General features: G+C 68.3%; 17 protein-coding genes. 14 read left to right on the top strand and 3 right to left on the bottom strand.

Annotation, left to right across the window (positions count from 1 at the left end; translation table 11 throughout):
- Positions 1–179: 179 nt before the first annotated feature.
- The 8 genes from EII34_RS01815 (at position 180) to EII34_RS01785 (ending at position 7,665) form a co-directional block, all read left to right on the top strand.
- Positions 180–1,292: an ROK family transcriptional regulator gene (locus EII34_RS01815; RefSeq protein WP_124842251.1), complete on the top strand. Its 1,113-nt coding sequence runs from the start codon at positions 180–182 to the stop codon at positions 1,290–1,292.
- 49 nt (positions 1,293–1,341) lie between these two features.
- Complete coding sequence (gene hisI / locus EII34_RS01810) at positions 1,342–1,707, top strand: phosphoribosyl-AMP cyclohydrolase (protein ID WP_124842248.1); 366 nt, start codon at positions 1,342–1,344, stop codon at positions 1,705–1,707.
- Complete coding sequence (locus EII34_RS01805; protein WP_124842245.1) at positions 1,704–3,197, top strand: anthranilate synthase component I; 1,494 nt, start codon at positions 1,704–1,706, stop codon at positions 3,195–3,197. Before hisI ends, EII34_RS01805 begins: the two co-directional genes overlap by 4 nt.
- Positions 3,194–3,973, top strand: coding sequence for an indole-3-glycerol phosphate synthase TrpC (gene trpC / locus EII34_RS01800; protein WP_124842243.1), 780 nt, complete (start codon positions 3,194–3,196; stop codon positions 3,971–3,973). The genes EII34_RS01805 and trpC overlap by 4 nt, the downstream gene beginning before the upstream one ends.
- Before the next feature lie 163 nt (positions 3,974–4,136).
- Positions 4,137–4,298, top strand: a complete 162-nt coding sequence (locus EII34_RS15855; protein ID WP_185711118.1) for a hypothetical protein — start codon at positions 4,137–4,139, stop codon at positions 4,296–4,298.
- A 155-nt stretch (positions 4,299–4,453) separates the two neighbouring features.
- Positions 4,454–5,692, top strand: a complete 1,239-nt coding sequence (gene trpB / locus EII34_RS01795) for a tryptophan synthase subunit beta (RefSeq protein ID WP_124842240.1) — start codon at positions 4,454–4,456, stop codon at positions 5,690–5,692.
- Positions 5,689–6,513: a tryptophan synthase subunit alpha gene (gene trpA, locus EII34_RS01790; protein ID WP_124842236.1), complete on the top strand. Its 825-nt coding sequence runs from the start codon at positions 5,689–5,691 to the stop codon at positions 6,511–6,513. Before trpB ends, trpA begins: the two co-directional genes overlap by 4 nt.
- Before the next feature lie 9 nt (positions 6,514–6,522).
- Positions 6,523–7,665: a hypothetical protein gene (locus tag EII34_RS01785; protein ID WP_124842233.1), complete on the top strand. Its 1,143-nt coding sequence runs from the start codon at positions 6,523–6,525 to the stop codon at positions 7,663–7,665.
- A gap of 175 nt (positions 7,666–7,840) precedes the next feature.
- Here EII34_RS01785 and EII34_RS01780 read toward each other — a convergent pair whose 3' ends face one another.
- Both EII34_RS01780 and EII34_RS01775 read right to left on the bottom strand, forming a co-directional pair.
- Positions 7,841–8,485, bottom strand: coding sequence for a response regulator transcription factor (locus EII34_RS01780; protein WP_124842230.1), 645 nt, complete (start codon positions 8,483–8,485; stop codon positions 7,841–7,843).
- Entirely contained in the window at positions 8,473–9,735 is a 1,263-nt protein-coding gene (locus EII34_RS01775; protein WP_124842227.1) for a sensor histidine kinase, read from the bottom strand. The genes EII34_RS01780 and EII34_RS01775 overlap by 13 nt, the downstream gene beginning before the upstream one ends.
- A gap of 152 nt (positions 9,736–9,887) precedes the next feature.
- Here EII34_RS01775 and dnaE point away from each other — a divergent pair, with 152 nt between their 5' ends.
- From dnaE to hisH, 6 genes are read left to right on the top strand one after another with little or no spacing between them, the layout of a single operon-like run.
- Complete coding sequence (gene dnaE, locus EII34_RS01770; RefSeq protein ID WP_124842224.1) at positions 9,888–13,415, top strand: DNA polymerase III subunit alpha; 3,528 nt, start codon at positions 9,888–9,890, stop codon at positions 13,413–13,415.
- A 1-nt stretch (position 13,416) separates the two neighbouring features.
- Entirely contained in the window at positions 13,417–13,974 is a 558-nt protein-coding gene (locus EII34_RS01765) for a hypothetical protein (protein WP_124842221.1), read from the top strand.
- Positions 13,975–13,980: 6 nt separating this feature from the next.
- On the top strand, positions 13,981–15,282 hold the full coding sequence (hisD, locus tag EII34_RS01760; protein ID WP_124842218.1) for a histidinol dehydrogenase: 1,302 nt from the start codon (positions 13,981–13,983) through the stop codon (positions 15,280–15,282).
- On the top strand, positions 15,279–16,358 hold the full coding sequence (locus EII34_RS01755) for a histidinol-phosphate transaminase (protein ID WP_124842215.1): 1,080 nt from the start codon (positions 15,279–15,281) through the stop codon (positions 16,356–16,358). Before hisD ends, EII34_RS01755 begins: the two co-directional genes overlap by 4 nt.
- Positions 16,355–16,963 (top strand): imidazoleglycerol-phosphate dehydratase HisB, encoded by a 609-nt coding sequence (hisB, locus tag EII34_RS01750; protein ID WP_124842212.1) that lies wholly within the window; start codon positions 16,355–16,357, stop codon positions 16,961–16,963. The genes EII34_RS01755 and hisB overlap by 4 nt, the downstream gene beginning before the upstream one ends.
- On the top strand, positions 16,963–17,565 hold the full coding sequence (hisH, locus tag EII34_RS01745) for an imidazole glycerol phosphate synthase subunit HisH (RefSeq protein WP_221620173.1): 603 nt from the start codon (positions 16,963–16,965) through the stop codon (positions 17,563–17,565). The genes hisB and hisH overlap by 1 nt, the downstream gene beginning before the upstream one ends.
- On the opposite strand, the gene EII34_RS01740 is transcribed toward hisH, so the two are convergent.
- The gene (locus EII34_RS01740; protein ID WP_124842206.1) at positions 17,556–18,338 is read right to left on the bottom strand and encodes an SIR2 family NAD-dependent protein deacylase; all 783 of its coding nucleotides are present in this window, start codon (positions 18,336–18,338) and stop codon (positions 17,556–17,558) included. The two genes, hisH and EII34_RS01740, sit on opposite strands and share 10 nt — an antisense overlap.
- Positions 18,339–18,402: the final 64 nt, after the last annotated feature.

Below are 18,402 nucleotides of genomic sequence, written 5' to 3'. Positions count from 1 at the left end.
CGGGGCTTCCCGGAGGTTTCGCCGATGGGCATTTGCGGTCCGTGTGCAGGCCTGGGTGACCGAGTGGCGACTGGGCTGACCTCGCCCGGTGGACTGATCGAAGGAGGCCAGAACGGTGACCCGTGTCACGAGTGCCGATTCATGTACCTCCTTAGTGCAGTTCTGGTTAAAGTAGGGGCATGGCTCGACCCGATCTCTCCATCCGGCAGCTGCTGGCTGACGGTTCCGTCACATCGAGGGCTGAGCTTGCCCACCACCTGGGGGTTTCCGCGTCCACGGCCTCCGCCTGGGTGGGGCAGCTCATCGCCGAAGGAGTGGTCGTCGAGGACGGGATCCTCGCCTCGCAGGGCGGGAGGCCGCGTCGTCGGTTGCGTCTCAGTCAGCCACCCGGGCACCTGCTGCTGGTCGACCTGGGTGGGCATCACGCCCGGGTCGGGATCGCGGATCTGCAGGGGAGCATCTCCTGCGCCGCGGTCAAGGAGGTCGCGGTCAGCCAGGGTCCCGATGCGGTGCTCGAGACCCTTCGCCTGATGATCGAGGAACTTCCAGTGGAAGGTCCGATGCTCGGGGTTGGACTGGCGCTGCCAGGTCCGGTCCAGCCCGATGGTTCCGTGCGACTGCCCTCGCGGATGCCCGGCTGGGCCGGGTACCCGATCCGTCAGGCTGCCATGGAGTGTTTCGGGGCTCCGGTCGTCGTCGAGAACGACGCGAACGCCATGGCCCTCGGGGAGCACCGGTCACAGTTCGGCAGCCGTGGACACTCCATCACGGTCAAGGCAGGAACCGCCATCGGATCCGGCATCATCGTCGACGGTCAGCTCTACCGGGGGGCCACGTCCGCATCCGGGGACGTCACCCACACCCGGGTCGAGGCGGCTGGGCCGCGCCCCTGCACCTGTGGCAAGCTCGGCTGTCTGGAGACCATCGCCTCCGGAGCAGGGATCGTCGCGCGCATGCAGGAACAGCAGGTCCCGGTGAGCAGCACCGCCGATGTCCTGGCCCGCTGTGCCGACGGTGATCCGATCGCCACCACGATGATCCGAACCGCCGGCTCCCACCTGGGGGAGGTGCTGAGCCCGGTGGTGAGTTTCTTCAACCCGGATGCGGTCTTCCTGACGGGTGGTCTGGCCTCCTCGCAGCACTTCATCTCCGCGGTGCGGGCCAGGATCTACGACGGCTGCCACCCCCTGATGACCGAGGCGTTGCGGATCGAGGCCGCATCGCTCGGGGCCGATGCCGGACTGCACGGCATGGCCCTGCTGGCGGCGGCCGGTGCCGAGGCGGCACGCTGAATGATGGTCATGGTGGAGTGGGCCGGGCGCGAGGCGACACAATGGCCTCATGCAGTTGTCCCACGATCTCGCCGCACGGTTGAAGCTCAACGACGACGGACTCGTTCCAGTCGTCGCACAGGACGCCGTCTCGGGAACGGTGCTGATGCTCGCCTGGATGGACGTCGAGGCACTGGCCCGAACCCTCGCCACCGGCCGTGCCACCTACTGGTCCAGGAGCAGGCAGGAGTACTGGGTCAAGGGAGAGACCTCCGGGCATCACCAGCAGGTGGTCTCCGTGCACCTGGACTGCGACGGCGACACGGTGCTGCTCAGGGTGCGACAGACCGGTGCCGCCTGCCACACCGGAAGCCCCACCTGTTTCGCCACCGAGCTGACACCGGCCGACCTGGTTGTGGAGGAGGCCACGGCATGAGGATCACACCGGACCTGACGGAGTTCACCGAGCTGGCCCGCACCCGCCGGGTGATCAGCGTCCACACCCGACTGACCGGTGACCATCTCACCGCGGTCGGGCTGTACGCCACCCTCTGCGGGGCCAGGGAGGGCACCTTCCTGCTCGAGTCGGCCTCCGAGGGGGTGTGGTCCCGGTGGTCCTTCGTCGGGGTCCGCACCGCCGCGACGTTGACCGAGCAGAACGGTCGGGCGGTGTGGCTCGGACGGGAGCTCGCCGGGATCGGCGACGGTGACCCGTTGGAGGTGCTGCGCACCACCCTGACTGAGCTGGCCACTCCTGCCACCGAAGGGCTGCCCCCCTTCCACGCGGGCATGGTCGGCTACCTGGGCTACGACGTGGTTCGTCGGTTGGAGCGGCTGCCGGACACCTGCGTCGACGACCTGCAGCTGCCGGAGCTGGTGATGATGCTGGCCTCGCAGCTTGCGGTGCTCGACCATCACACCGGCGAGGTGATCCTCATCGCGAACGCCATCAACTACGACGACACCGACGAAGGGGTGGAACGGGCCTGGTCCGACGCGGTGGCGGGCATCGAGGAGATGGCGCGCAGACTGGCGGAGCCGATGCCGTCCTTGGCGGCGCCGCTCCAGGAAGGGCTTGCTGATCTGCCGGTGCGTCGTCAACGCAGTTCGGCGGAGTACCAGGACGCGGTCCGGGCCACGATCGGTGAGATCGAGGCGGGGGAGGCCTTCCAGGTGGTGGTCTCGCAACGGTTCGACATCGAGACCGGCTCGGATGCCCTGGAGGTCTACCGCGCGCTCAGACTGACCAACCCGAGCCCCTACCTCTACCTGCTCCGCCTGCCGGGTTTTGCCGTCGTCGGCTCCAGCCCTGAGGCACTGGTGACCGTCAAGGAAGGGATCGCCACCACCCGACCCATCGCGGGGTCGAGGCCCAGGGGGCACACCGAGGCGGAGGACCGACGATTGGCCGAGGAACTGCTGGCGGACCCGAAGGAACGGGCCGAACACCTGATGCTCGTGGATCTCGGACGCAACGACCTGGGCCGGATCTGTCGACCGGGCAGCGTCACCGTCCACGAGTTCATGCAGATCCATCGATACAGCCACATCATGCACCTGGAGGCTGCGGTCTCCGGGGAACTGGCGTCGGGGCATACCGCCCTGGACGCGACGCTGGCGTGTTTCCCCGCGGGCACCCTGTCCGGGGCCCCGAAGGTACGCGCGATGGAGATCATCGACGAGCTGGAGGTCAGTCGGCGCGGTCTCTACGGCGGGGTGGTCGGCTACTTCGACTTCGCCGGGAACTCCGATGTCGCCATCGCCATCCGCACCGCGGTGCTGCGTGACGGGGTGGCCCACGTCCAGGCCGGGGCCGGGATCGTCGCGGACTCCCGGCCGGAGCTGGAGGACGCGGAGTGCTCCCACAAGGCCGCAGCCGTCATCACCGCGCTGAGGCGCGCCGCACGGATGGAGGAGGCGGGATGAGTGTGCTCGATCAGATCATCGAGGGTGTGCGTGAGGACCTGGCGGTGCGTCAGTCGGCCCATCCGTTGGCCGAGGTGGAGGCCGCCGCTCGGGCCGCATCCCCGGCGCGCCCGGTCCAGTTGACGGGGGAGATGCTGGGGGTCATCGCCGAGGTCAAACGGCGTTCCCCGAGCAAGGGGGATCTCGCGACGATCCCAGATCCGGCCTCGCTGGCTGCGGCCTACGAGACCGGGGGAGCGGCTGCCATCTCGGTGCTGACCGAGCAGCGACGTTTCAGCGGCAGCCTGGCGGACCTCGACGCTGTGCGGGCGAGCGTTGCCGCCCCGCTGCTCCGCAAGGACTTCATGGTCGAGCCCTACCAGTTCTTCGAGGCCCGGGCCCATGGGGCGGACCTGGTGCTGCTCATCGTCGCGGCCCTGGACGACGCCCAGCTCGCGGACTTCCTCTCCCTCGGTGAGGAACTGGGGATGACCGCACTGGTCGAGACCCACACCGAGCAGGAGGTCGAACGGGCGGTCGCGGTCGGGGCCGAGGTGATCGGGGTCAACAACCGCAACCTCAAGACCCTGGAGGTGGACCTGGCCCAGTTCGGCAGGCTCGCCTCCCTCATCCCGGACACCTGCACCAAGGTGGCCGAGTCGGGCATCTTCACCGTCGACGACGCCCGCCGGGTCAGGGACGAGGGGGCCGACGCCATCCTGGTGGGTGAGGCCCTGGTCACGCATGGCGACCCGATGACGGCCGTCACCGGGTTCAGTTCACTGAGAACCAGCTGAGGGCTGTTCACGACGCCACGTGCGCGCGGTCCGCCCATCAGTTGCCCACACCGCGACGTGAGTGTGTCGAGACCTCAGGACCGTGCGCTGGGACCCATCGCAGGGGTCTCGACACGGACTGTCCACCGCGCTCACGCGCCGGTGAGAGCAGCGGATAAGCGACATGAACAATGCCCTGAGGAGGAATCCCAGGAATGCTGGACGAGTTCTTCCTGGAATCGCCGTGATGCCGGTCGGGCCGGTCGAGATCGGCCTGGTCCACCCGCTCTCCTGGTCGATCGCCACCACGGTCTTCCTGGTCCGCGGCAAGAAGTCAAGGTGCTGAGGACAGAACACAGGGGCTCGGCCAAGGAACGACCACGGACGTCCCTGCCCAGCCCCTGCAGTGCTTCGGGTGTTGCCGCTGAGGTGCACGAGGGAGTGCCTTCACGTTTCGAGCACCTCTGAAGGGACCCCAGTGGACAGCGTAGGATGCCCGGCATGACCTCCCTACCCGATGCCCGCGGCCACTTCGGTCGGTTCGGTGGCACCTTCGTCCCGGAGGCGCTGCGTGCCGCCCTGGCCGAGCTGGACGCCGAGTTCAAGGCGGCCCAGGCCGATCCGGTGTTCGCGGCCGAGCTGGCGGACCTGCAGCGCAACTACGCCGGACGCCCCACCCCCGTCACGGTGGCGCGGAACTTCTCGAAGGAGTGCGGCAACGCGACGATCCTGCTCAAGCGTGAGGACCTCAACCACACCGGGGCACACAAGATCAACAACGTGTTGGGCCAGGCCCTGCTCACCAGGCGGATGGGCAAGACCCGGGTCATCGCCGAGACCGGGGCGGGACAGCACGGCGTGGCCACCGCGACGGCGGCGGCCCTCATGGGGTTGGAGTGCCGCATCTACATGGGTGAGGTTGACACCCGACGTCAGGCCCTCAACGTGGCCCGGATGCAGCTGCTCGGGGCGGAGGTCCATGCCGTGGCCTCCGGGTCGCGCACCCTCAAGGACGCGATGAACGAGGCGATGCGGGACTGGGTGGCCACCGTCGACCACACCCACTACCTCATCGGCACCGTCGGCGGGCCCCACCCCTTCCCGTACCTCGTCCGGGAACTTCAACGGGTGATCTCCACCGAGGCGAGGCAACAGCTGCTCGACGAGCACGGTGGCCTGCCGGACTGGGTGGTGGCCGCCGTGGGCGGCGGTTCCAACGCGATCGGGGCCTTCGCAGACTTCATCGAGGACGACTCCGTCGGGCTGCTCGGGATCGAGGCGGCCGGGGAGGGCGTGGCGACGGGGCGCCATGCCGCGACCATCAGGGCAGGACGGCCCGGCGTGCTGCACGGGGCCCGCACCTTCGTGCTGCAGGACGAGGACGGGCAGACGATGGAGTCCCACTCCATCTCCGCCGGACTCGACTATCCCGGGGTCGGGCCGGAACACGCCTGGCTCGCCGAGACCGGCAGGGCCAGCTATGAGCCGATCACCGACATCGAGGCGATGGAGGCGTTCCGGCTGCTGAGTCGCACCGAGGGCATCATCCCGGCCATCGAGTCCGCGCACGCCGTCGCCGGTGCCCGCAAGCTGGCGCTGCGGCTCGCCGAGGAACAGCCCGGACTGCGACCACGCATCCTGATCTGTCTGTCCGGCAGGGGGGACAAGGACGTGGCGACGGCCTTCGACTGGTTCGACCTGCCAGGGGTCCCGGACCGCATCGTGGGAGGACTGGAATGAAGACGTTCACCGACACCGCCCGACTCGGGATCTCCGGTCGGGTCATCGCCTCCTGCCGCGACGAGGGCCGTGCCGCGCTGGTCGGGTACCTCCCGGTCGGTTACCCCAGCGTCGCCGACAGCATGGCAGCCTACCGGGTGTTGTGTGAGGGAGCCGACATCGTCGAGATCGGGATGCCCTACACCGACCCGTTCCTCGACGGCACCGTGATCCAGCACGCCACCACGCGCGCACTGCAGCGCGGCGTGCGCACCAGGCATGCCTTCACCGCAGCAGAGACCGTCGCGGCCTGCGGCCGGACCCCCGTGGTGATGACCTACTGGAACCTCATCGAGCAGTACGGTCCGGACGCCTTCGCCCGCGATCTGGCGGCCGCCGGGGGAGCCGGGGTGATCACCCCGGACCTCACCCCCGACGAGGCCGACGAATGGGTCGCCGCCACCGATGCCCACTCACTGGACCGGATCTTCCTCATCGCCCCCTCCAGCACCCCGGAACGCATCTCGATGACGATGACGGCATGCCGTGGCTGGGTCTACGCGACCAGCGTCATGGGGGTGACCGGGGTACGCGCCACCACCTCCGTCGACGCCCCCGTCATCGCCGGACGGGCCCGGGAGATCGATCCGGGCCTTCCCATCGGGATCGGGCTCGGGGTCGGTACCGGAGCCCAGGCGGCCGAGGTGGCGACCTGGGCGGATGCGGTCATCGTCGGCTCCGCGCTGGTGCGTTGTCTCGGGGCAGATGGTGACGATCTCACCTCCGACCTGCAGAAGTTGTCCTGTCTCACTGCAGAATTGAGTGCAGGAGTCAAGCAGTAGGAGTCTTCCGTGACCCATCCGGGCCCCCAGTTCCAGCATCCAACCGGTCAGGTACCGCCGCCTGCCGGTTGGCAGCCCTCGTTGCCGCCACAACCGCCGCTTCCTCCCCAGCCGCCGCACGGCGGGTGGTACCAGGCCCCGCCACCTCCACCGCCGCGGGGCAACGGCCCGCTCATCGCGGCCATCGTCGCAGTCGTGGTGGTGATCGCGGTCATGGCGGGCTACCTGCTGTGGCCGAAGGGCGACGACGAGGCCACCCCCGAGCCTCAGCCCGCGGCGAGCACCGAACCCACACCTGACCCGACCCCGACCCCCGAGAGCACACCGCCCTCGCCGACCCCCACCGTCACCGCGCCGACGAGCCCGCCAGCACCACGACAGGTGCCGGGCGATGCCCCACCTCCGGTACCCGACGATCTCGTGACGGTCCACCCAGAGCTTCCTGCACCGACCCCGACCACGGCCGGCCCCAACCCCACCAACCCGGGATACGACCCCGAGAACGGTCGAGGCGGATTCATCCAACCCCGCGAGAACCGTCCCCCGATCGAGGCACCGGATGCCACCCCTGACCAGACCTGGCCCACCATCACCGATCCAGGCCCCTGGACCGGAGCGTGGCAGACGGTGGCAGGGGAGCGGGGCACCTACCAGGTGCCCAGTGACTGGACGGTGGAAGAACCCGGGGTCTTTCGTGGGTACCAGGTGATGGGACGTACCGTCGGGGCCAATGGGATCTCGGTCCACGGAGCGGATGCCTGCCAAGGAGACAGTGACCTGAGCTTCGTCGGGATCACCAAGGCCACCGACAAGGCGGTCGACACCCAGCAGTACGCTCGTTTCGTCGCCCACCTCTGGGCCCTGGTGATCAACACCGAGTGGGAGGGGGACTACTACCTGGTGCCGGACCCGGTCACGATGGAGTTCCCCTTCGCCGATGGCACCACGGGGCACCTCTCGACGGTCACCTTCGTCCCCAGGACGAAGCAGGACTGTGACTTCCCGGCGATCCGGGTCTCTGCCGCCATCCGAGCAGGAGGGTCGGGAGAACAGGCCCACGGCATCGTCGCGGTCTCCTACGTCGGTAAGGAGGGCGAGCTCGGAGTCGCCCTGGAGCGCCAGGTGCTCAGCTCCTTCCGGCCACCGGAGTGATGAGAGGGCCAGTCATGCCCGGATCAGTGGGTTCGGGTCACTGGTCCGGCGGGTCCGGTTCGTGACCTCTGGGGCAGGAGGGTCGCACGACGTCGGAAAAGCGGCGGCGCGGGACCGTTGTGGCGCAGTGAGGTGTGCGTGGCCGCGAGCCGTCGCAACGTCCGCACCCCAGGACTCACCGGTTCAACAGGGTCAGCACCGCCTTCACCCGTCGATGGACGGAGGTGTTGGGGTGGAGGCCGAGCTTGCTGAAGATCCGCTGGGTGTGCTTCTCCACGGCTCCCTCCGTGACGACGAGACGCGTGGCGATGCCCGCATTGGTGTGCCCCTCCGCCATCAGTTCCAGCACCTCCTTCTCCCGTGGGGTGAGATCGGCCACCGGGTCGAGGGAGCGTCCCCGGCGCAGGGCCTGGGAGACCACCTCCGGATCCAGGACCAGGCCACCCTCGGCCACCCGGGTCACGGCCTCGAGGAAGGCGTCCAGATCCGAGACCCGGTCCTTGAGCAGGTACCCCAGGTGAGCGTCGCCGGACTCGAGCAGATCCGAGACGTAGGCGGGGATCACGTACTGGCTGAGCAGCAGCACCGGGGCCTTCGGCCATCCGGAGCGGATGGCCATGGCTGCCCGCAGGCCCTCATCGGTGTGGCTCGGTGGCATGCGGATGTCAGTGATGATCAGCTCAGGCCGCAGCTCCAGCGCGGCCCGCACCAATGAGTCACCATCACCCACACTGGCGACGATCTGGTGCCCTTCCTCGCTGAGGATCAGGTTGAGACCCTCACGCAGCAGCACCGAGTCGTCAGCGGTCAGGATGCGCATGGGATGACTGCCTCCAGGACTGTGGGACCCCCGACGGGGGAGGTGATCGTGAGCGTACCGCCCAGACCGTGAAGCCGCTGCTCCAGGCCCGCCAGACCATGTCCCTTCGCGGTGGCAGCCCCTCCGGCACCGTCGTCGGCGACCGTGACCCGCAGTTCATCAGCGACGGTGCCCACCTCCACCAGGATGCGTGTCGCCGCCGAGTGCTTGTTGGCATTGGCCAGGGCCTCGGCCACCACGAAGTAGGCGGCCTGCTCGATGTGGGTGGGCAGTGCCGGGACGGCGATGCTGCACCGTGCCGGGATGGGGGAGCCCGCCGACACCTCCTCCACCGCAGCCGCGAGACCACGGTCCACCAGCACCGGGGGAGCGATGCCACGCGAGAGGTTCCGCAACTCGGCCAGGGTGTCCTGGGTCTGCTGCATCGCCTGGGCCAGGAGGTCGTCCGCCGTCTCGGGGGAGGTGCCGACCTTGCGACGGGCGCGGGCCAGATCCATGGTGAGTCGCACCAGCCGCTGCTGGGGACCGTCGTGGATGTCCCGTTCGACACGACGCAGGGCCTCGGCCTCGGCGCGGTGTGCCGCCTGCCGGGAGTCCAACAGGTCGTCATAGCGCTGGTCCTGACGGGCCCGGGAGTTCAACATGAGCTCGCCGACCACGGCCTGGAACGAGGCGAGACCGCCGATCACGGCGGGACCGAAACGCAGGAACGCGATCGCCAGCAGCAGGTAGAGCCCGATGTCGAACAGCCAGGACATCGGCAGCCCCAACAGTTCACCGAGCCCGATACTTCCCTCGAGGTGGGCGAACCGTCCGTGGAGCACCAGGACTGCGATCGGGCCGAGCAGGGAACCGATTCCCACGGCGAGCAGGGTGACGAGCAGCGACCAGGTCAGCGTCGAGGTGGCGAAGGCCAACCCCACCCAGGCCAGGTCCAACCAGCTCTGCGGGTCGGTGAGCAGGATACGCAGCCGCTGGAACGCAGTGCCTGCACCGCGCCGGTAGACCACCTCGGGAGCCGGGGCGTTGTCGAGGAGGGTGTGCATCACCTGCCGCTCGGCGACGGCGCAGGAGCGGGCGAACAACATCCCGGCGGCCAGGATGAAGGCCCCGAAGATCATGACGATCAGCCCTGCCCCGAGGCTGATCAGGACGACGGTGATGACGAAGGCGGCCAGCCGGAGCGGGAAGCCGAGGAACAGATAGCTCACGCGACGCCAGGTCAGGGCGTTCCATGATGAAGTGATCATGACTCAATCCTTCTGCCGCACAGCGCACGGGACCATCCCGCTGGCTGGTGTCCTCGATGGTCGGGCCAGCCAGAACACCACCCAGCATGCCTGACCGGAAAAGCCGGCAGGAGGGGTAGGGTTGGGCACCGGCCGATGGAAGGGGAGTTGGCGTGGCGGATTCGTTCGTGCACCTGCACTGTCACACGGAGTTCTCGATGCTCGACGGGGCGGCGCGGATCCATGATCTGTTCGCAGGGGCGGAGAGGATGGGCATGCCGGCCCTCGCGATGACCGACCACGGGAACCTGTTCGGGGCGTACGAGTTCTACAAGGCCTCCAAGAACTACGACGTCAAACCCATCATCGGGCTCGAGGCCTACCTGACCCCCCGCACCCACCGCTCGGAACGCAAACGCGTCCAGTTCGGTGACGGCACCGGCGATGACGTCGCCTCCAAGGGCGCCTACACCCACATGACGATGTGGGCCTCGGACAAGGAGGCCATGCACAACCTGTTCAAGCTCAGCTCCCGCAGCTCGCTGGAGGGGTTCTTCTACAAGCCCCGGGCGGACCGGGAACTGTTGAACGACCACGGCAGGGGTCTGATCGCGACCACCGGATGTCCCTCCGGTGAGGTGCAGACCTTCCTGCGTCTCGGCCAGTACGACAACGCACTCGCAGCAGCCGCCGAGTTCCGGGACATCTTCGGGGCGGGCAACTTCTACGTCGAATTGATGGACCACGGCCTGGAGATCGAGAACCGGGTCCGCCAGGACCTGCTGAGGTTGGCCAAGGAACTGAACCTGCCCCTGGTGGCCACCAACGATCTCCACTACGTGCACGCCCACGACGCCGACGCGCACGACACGCTGCTGTGCGTCTCGGCCGGTTCCCGCAAGGCCCAGACCGACCGCTTCAAGTTCGACGGTTCCGGGTACTACCTGAAGAGCCCCGAGGAGATGCGGGCGCTCTTCAGTGAGCTGCCCGAGGCGTGCGACAACACCCTGGCCATCGCCGAGCGCATGGAGACCGCATTCGACGAGGGCATGGGAACCTACATGCCCCGCTTCGACTGCCCGGCGGGTGAGGACGAGGACTCCTGGTTCCACAAGGAGGTGGACCGGGGGCTGCACCAGCGTTACCCCGACGGCGTCCCTGACCAGGTGCGGGATCGGGCCGAGTTCGAGTCCAAGATCATCTCCACGATGGGCTTCACCGGCTACTTCCTCGTGGTGGCGGACTTCATCAACTGGGCGAAGGACAACGGGATCCGGGTGGGACCGGGCCGAGGGTCTGGGGCAGGGTCGATGTGCGCCTACGCCCTCAGGATCACCGACCTCGATCCCATCGAGCACGGCCTGCTCTTCGAGCGCTTCCTCAACCCGGAGCGCGTCTCCATGCCGGACTTCGACATCGACTTCGACGATCGGCGTCGGGGTGAGGTGATCCAGTACGTCACCCACAAGTACGGCTCGGACAAGGTGGCCCAGATCGTCACCTACGGATCCATCAAGGCCAAGGCCGCGGTCAAGGACGCGTCCCGGGTGCTCGACATGCCCTACGCGGTGGGCGAGAAGATCACCAAGGCGATGCCCGCCGATGTCATGGGCAAGGGAGTGGCCTTGCCGGACCTGTTCAACGAGGAGCACAAACGCTACGCCGAGGGGGCGGAGTTCCGTGACCTCTACAACGCCGACCCGGAGGTGCGCACCGTCGTCGAGGCAGCGAAGGGCATCGAGGGTCTGAAGCGGCAGTGGGGAGTCCACGCGGCGGGGGTCATCATGTCCAGCAGCCCGCTGCAGGACGTCATACCCGTGATGAAGCGGGAGTCCGACGGGGCGATCATCACCCAGTTCGACTACCCGGGATGCGAATCCCTGGGGCTGATCAAGATGGACTTCCTGGGGCTGCGCAACCTCACCGTCATCGACGATGCGGTGCGCAACATCAAGATCAACAAGGGGATCGACGTGGTGCTGGAGGACCTGCCCCTGACCGATCCCGCCACGTACGAGTTGCTGCAGCGCGGTGACACGCTCGGCGTGTTCCAGCTCGACGGTGGGCCGATGCGCGCGTTGCTGCGCTCGATGCAGCCCGACTGCTTCGACGACATCTCCGCCGTCGGCGCCCTGTACCGACCAGGGCCGATGGGTGCGGACTCCCACAACAAGTACGCCCGTCGCAAGACCGGACGCGAGGAGGTGGAGCCGATCCACCCGGACCTGGCGGAGGCGCTGGAGCCGATCCTGGGCGAGACCTACGGCCTCATCGTCTACCAGGAACAGGTGATGGCCATCGCCCAGCAGCTGGCGGGATACACCCTGGGGGGTGCTGACATGCTGCGTCGAGCGATGGGCAAGAAGAAGAAGGCGGAACTGGACGCCCACTACGAACGGTTCAGCACCGGCATGAAGGAACGGGGGTTCAGGCAGGAGCCCATCGACGTGTTGTGGAACATCCTGCTCCCGTTCTCCGACTACGCGTTCAACAAGGCCCATTCCGCGGCCTACGGGGTGGTCTCCTACTGGACCGCCTACCTCAAGGCGAATCATCCCACCGAGTACATGGCCGCTCTGCTGCAGTCGGTGCGCGACGACAAGGACAAATCCGCCGGTTATCTCGCGGAGTGCCGTCACATGGGCATCAACGTGCTGCCACCCGACGTGAACTCCTCCGAGATCGCGTTCACCCCGGTCGGCAGGGACATCCGGTTCGGGCTGGGGGCCGTGCGCAACGTCGGCGACAAGGTGGTCTCCGCCTGGACCGAGGCGCGTTCCGCACTGGGGCCCGCCAAGGACTTCAACGACTTCCTCGACAAGGCCCCGTTGCTGATGTGCAACAAACGGGTGATCGAGTCGCTGATCAAGGCGGGGGCCTTCGACGAACTCGGCCACACCCGACGCTCCCTCATGGAGATCCACGAGGACGCCGTCGACTCCGTCATCGATCTGAAGAAGAACGAGGAGAACGGCCAGTTCGACCTGTTCGGTGCAATGGATGACGACTCATCGGGAGGGCTCGAGCTGCGGGCCGTGCCGGAACTGCCGGAGTGGGACAAACGCACCAAACTGGCCTTCGAGCGGGAGATGCTCGGCCTCTACGTCTCCGACCACCCCCTCAACGGTCTCGAACACGTGCTGCTGCAGCACGGCAAGCACTCCATCGGGTCACTGTCCGGGGACGGTGGGGCCCGTGGCGAGACCACCGTGTGCGGGCTCATCACTCAGGTCACGCGCAAGGTGAACAAGACCGGCGCCTTCTACGCCATCGTCACGCTGGAGGATCTCGACGCCGCCATCGAGGTGACGGTCTTCCCCCGGGTCTACGACACGGTGGCCCACTGCCTGGCACCCGACACCATCGTGGCCGTGCGGGGAGTCGTCGAGGACTCCGAGGACCGGGTCCGGATGCGGGCGGCCGATGTCCACGCCCCCCAGGTGAACGCCGACGGCGGTCTCGGCCCGGTGGTCCTGACACTGCCGTCGGTCAGATGCACCCCCGGGGTGGTCACCGCCCTGCGGCAGGTGCTCTCCGGCCATCCCGGAAGCGCGGAGGTGCACCTGCAGCTGCGCACGGGGGAGAGCCTCAAGACCTTCCGGCTCGGGGACGGTTTCAAGGTTGCTCCCAGCTCCCCCCTGTTCGCCGATCTCAAGGCGTTGCTGGGCCCGAGTGCCGTCAGTTTCGGGAAAGGAGGTTGAGATGACCGGCGCATTGCCCTCCCGGGCCCAACCGGGGCCCATCTGGCGCACCCTGTGGTTCACGGTCTTCGTCGTGGTCACCGGTGCGGTCGGCGCAGGGTTGTGGGCGGTGTTCGCACATCGCCCCGGATACATCGTCACCGAAGGACTCGGGGCCTACCTCACGGAGCGGGGACAAACCGATGTGTTCTCCTCCGACGCCCTGTTCGTGGCCCTGGCAGGCCTGAGCGGTTTCCTCATCGGGATCGTCGCGTGGTTGCGGTTCAAGGACCTGGGATGGTTGGTGTGCGTCCACGCCCTGCTCGGTGGGACGGTCGGGGCGTTGATCATCTGGCGGCTGGGGCTGCTGGTCTCCCCGAGCAACTTCGATCAGCGCCTGGCCACCGCCGCGGTCGGTGACACCGTTCCCATCGATCTCGACCTGCACTCCTTGGCCGCGCTGCTGGTGGGCCCTTTCGGGGCCATCACCCCGATCATGTTGTGTGCGGCGTTCTGGCCCGATGACGAGTCCACCACTCGACAGGCACCGGAGGCGCGGCGGATCGCGACGCTAGACTGAGCCACCGTGCTGCGAACCGTTGATCTGACAAAGGTCGAGGGCGACTGTCGTGGGCTGATGCCCCGTGCCCCCCTGGATGTCGCCCGGGCCACCGAGGCGGTCCGGGTGGTGGTCGACGACGTCCGTGACCGTGGCGTCGAGGCCCTGGTCGAGTACTCGAGGCGTTTCGACCACGTGGTGCCACCCTCCTTCCGGGTGCCCGCGGAGGTGCTCGCCGAGGCCGCCGCGGGGTTGGACCCCGGGCTTCGACGGGCCTTCGAGGAGGCGATCCGTCGTCGCCGGGAGGTGGCGACGGCACTGGAGCTGGACGCCGACCCGGTGCCGGTCCTGCTGGCGGACGGTGCCGAGGTGGGCCTGCGCAACATCCCGATGGAGCGTGTGGGGCTCTACGTGCCCGGAGGACTGGCCCCACTGGCCTCGAGCGTCATCATGAACGTCGTCCCGGCCCAGGTGGCGGGAGTCACCGAGATCGCCGTGGCCTCCCCGCCACAGGTTGACCACGGTGGCTGGCCACACCCGAACATCCTGGCGTTGTGTCACATGCTCGGGGTCACCGAGGTCCATGCGGTGGGCGGCGCCCAGGCGATCGCGATGTTCGCCCACGGGGTGCCCGGGGTCTGCGCCCCGGTGTCACTGGTGACCGGTCCGGGCAACATCTACGTCGTCGCCGCGAAGCGGCTGCTCCGCGGCATCGTCGGGATCGACTCGGAGGCCGGTCCCACCGAGATCGCCATCGTCGCCGACGACGGTGCCGACCCACGTTTCGTCGCCGCCGACCTGATCTCCCAGGCCGAGCACGACCCGATGGCGGCCTCGGTGCTCATCACCGACTCTCCCTCGCTGGCACGTGAGGTCGGGCGCGAACTGGAGCAGCAGGTGGCCACCACCTCACACCGCGAACGCATCCGCACCGCCCTGACCGGTCAGCAGTCGGCCGTGCTGCTGGTCCGTGACCTCGACCAGGCAGTGGCGGTGGCCAACACCTACGCCGCGGAACACCTCGAGATCCACACCCGTGGTGCAGCAGCCGTCGCCGCCAGGATCCGCAACGCCGGGGCGATCTTCGTCGGTCCCTACTCGCCCGTCAGCCTGGGGGACTACTCGGCAGGATCCACCCATGTGCTGCCCACCGCCGGATGTGCCTGCCACAGCTCCGGTCTGGGTGTGCGTTCCTTCATGCGCACCGTCCACGTCATCTCCTACTCGGCGGGGGCCCTGGTCGAGATCGCCGACGAGGTGGAGCGTTTCGCGATGGCCGAGGACCTCCCCGGTCACGCCAATGCGATCACCGTTCGGAGGCCGCGATGAACCAGGACCTTCCGCTGCGCGACGACCTGGTGGGACAGGCCCCCTACGGTGCTCCGCAGCTGGACGTGCCGATCGTGCTCAACGTCAACGAGAACCCCTACCCGCCGTCCCCCGGGCTGCGACGGGCCCTCGCCGAGGCCATCCACGAAGCCGCGGGGGGCCTGAACCGCTACCCGGACCGGGAGGCCTGGGACCTGCGTCGTGATCTCGCCACTCACCTGGGACACGGGGTGGGACCGGAGAACATCTGGGCGGCCAACGGCTCCAATGAGATCATGACCCATCTCCTGACCGCCTTCGGTGGTCCCGGCCGGAGGGTGCTGACCTTCACCCCGACGTACTCGATGTATCCCGAGTACGCCCGCAACACCTGCACCACGTACGTCACGACGCCGCGGTTGCCCGATCACACCGTTGACGCCGGCCTCGTCCTGGACGCCATCGAGAGGCACCGGCCAACGGTGGTGATCATCGCGACCCCGAACAATCCGACGGGGACCTCGGTGGCCCCGGAGGTGATCGACGAGATCTGTCGCGCCACCCGTGCCGTCGTCGTGGTCGACGAGGCCTACCAGGAGTTCTCGAGCCGTGCCAGCTGTCTGACACTGCTGGATCGTCACGACCACCTCGTGGTGAGCCGGACCATGAGCAAGGCCTTCGCGATGGCAGGGGCCCGGGTCGGTTACCTCGCGGCCTCACCCGCCGTGGTCGACGCCTGCCGGATCGTGCGGTTGCCCTACCACCTCGGCACCCAGACCCAGGTGCTGGCGCGCGTGGCCCTGGCACATCGTGAGGAGTTGCTCGCCCAGGTCGAACAGCTGGCCCGAGAGACCCGTGACTTCCAGACCTGGCTGCTCGGGCACGGCTACGAGGTGATCCCCTCGGATGCCAACTTCGTGTCGTTCGGCCGATTCCTTGACCGTCACGCCGTCTGGCAGGGTCTCCTGGACCGGGGGATCCTGATCCGTGAGACCGGTCCCGAGGGATTCCTGCGCGCCTCGGCGGGCAGGCCCGAGGAGATGGCGGCGTTGCGTGACGCCCTGCGTGAGATCCACCCGGAAGGACCCCGACCATGAGCCGCACCGCGAGCCGCACCAGGACCACCAGCGAGTCCAGCATCACCGTCACGGTCAACCTCGACGGCACCGGCCGTTCCAGCATCTCCACCGGGGTCGGCTTCTACGACCACATGCTCACCGCACTGGCCAAGCACTCACTCATCGACATCGACGTCGTCGCCGAGGGGGATCTCCACATCGACGGCCACCACGTCGTCGAGGACACCGCCATCGTGCTCGGGCAGGCCATCAAGGAGGCCTTGGGGGACAAGGTGGGGATCCGTCGTTACGCGGATGCCACCGTCCCCCTCGACGAGGCGCTGGCCCACTGCGTCGTCGACGTCGCCGGGCGACCCTACGTGGTGTGCTCAGGGGAGCCCGAGGCACAGGTCACCGCCCGGATCGGTGGAACCGGGGTGCCCTACGCCGGTTCGATGACCTACCACGTCTTCGAGTCCTTCGGGCTCAACGCCGGACTGTGCATCCACCTGCGTCTGCTGGCCGGGCGCGATCCCCACCACATCGTCGAGGCCGAGTTCAAGGCCCTGGCCCGCGCGCTGCGGGATGCCATCGCCCTGGATCCCCGGGTGGGGGACGTCCCCTCCACGAAGGGGGCCCTGTGATCCGCGTCGGGGTGCTCGACCACGGATCCGGCAACCTCCACTCGGCCTGTCGTGCGCTGGAGGCGGTCGGGGCGACGGTGACGGTCACCGGGGACCGGGAGCTGCTGGAGGCCTGCGACGCCCTCGTGGTTCCCGGCGTCGGGGCGTTCGCCGCCTGCATGGCCGGGCTGCGGGCCATCGACGGTGAGACGCTGATCCGGGACTGGATCGTCTCCGGTCGGCCGTTGCTCGGGATCTGCGTGGGACACCAGATCCTCTTCGAGGGGGGCACGGAACACGGCCGGGTGACCCCGGGGCTCGGGGTGTGGTCGGGCCAGGTGGCCCGGCTCCCCGCGCAACGGCTGCCCCACATGGGGTGGAACACGGTGCGGCCACCGGAGCACAGCCGACTGTTCGCAGGCGTCACCGATGAACGTTTCTACTTCGTCCACAGCTACGCGGCACTCGGTCCACCGGAGGGGACGCAGACCACGCTGTCCGACCACGAGGTGCCCTTCGTCGCGGCGGTGGAACGCGACAACGTCTTCTCCACCCAGTTCCACCCGGAGAAATCGGGTTCGGCGGGTACCCGGCTGCTCGGCAACTGGTTGTCTCAGGCCTGAGCCCGGAGCCCGAGCGCCTCGACCAGGGCGGGAAGTCCGAGGGCCGCGGTCGTCGGCCACTGGAGGTCGCAGTCCATGCCCGTGGGGTGGGGATTGATCTCCACGACGAAGGAACCGCTGCGCCGTGCGAGTCCCGGGAGAGCGGCTGCCGGGTACACCACCGACGAGGTGCCCACCACCAGGGTGAGATCGGCCTGCTGGGTGGCGGCCACCGCGTTGTCGACGTCGGTGGGGTCGAGCATCTCGTTGAAGAAGACGATGCCGGGTCGCAGATCGCCTCCGCAGCCGGAACAGGGCGAAGGGGGACAGCGCAGTACGGGTGCTCCCGAGGCCGCGGTGAGATCGGGGTCCCCGGGCAGCCCGCAGTCGATGCAGTGGAAGCGGTCGAGCCGACCGTGCAGGTGGGCCAGTACCTCGGCCCCACCCCGTTCGTGGAGGTCGTCGATGTTCTGCGTGACGATGTCCAGCCGTTCCAGGGTGCCGGAGCGTTGCCACCCGCCCAGGGCGAGGTGCCCCGCATTGGGTTGGGTCGAGGCCACGATCCCGATCCGCCACAGGTACCACGCCCACACCAGTGCCGGATCGGCACGCCATCCCTCCTCCGTGGCCATCACCTCCGGGGAGTGGCTGTGCCACAGCCCTGCGGACTCGTCCCGGAAGGTGGGCACCCCGGACTCCGCCGACATCCCCGCCCCGGTCAGCACGAGCACCCTGCGGGCCGCTGCGGCGTGCTCGAGGAGAGGGGCTGGGACCTGATCCGGGTGTTCGGTCATGGGACCATCCTTCCACGTGCGACCCTGATCCGTGTCACACTTCCAGCTGCCCGATCCCACATCC

Origin of the sequence: Arachnia propionica (assembly GCF_003859805.1) — a bacterium.
In the GTDB taxonomy this organism is placed as follows: Bacteria; Actinomycetota; Actinomycetes; order Propionibacteriales; family Propionibacteriaceae; genus Arachnia; species Arachnia propionica_C.
This window is presented reverse-complemented; position numbering and strand designations above follow the sequence as displayed.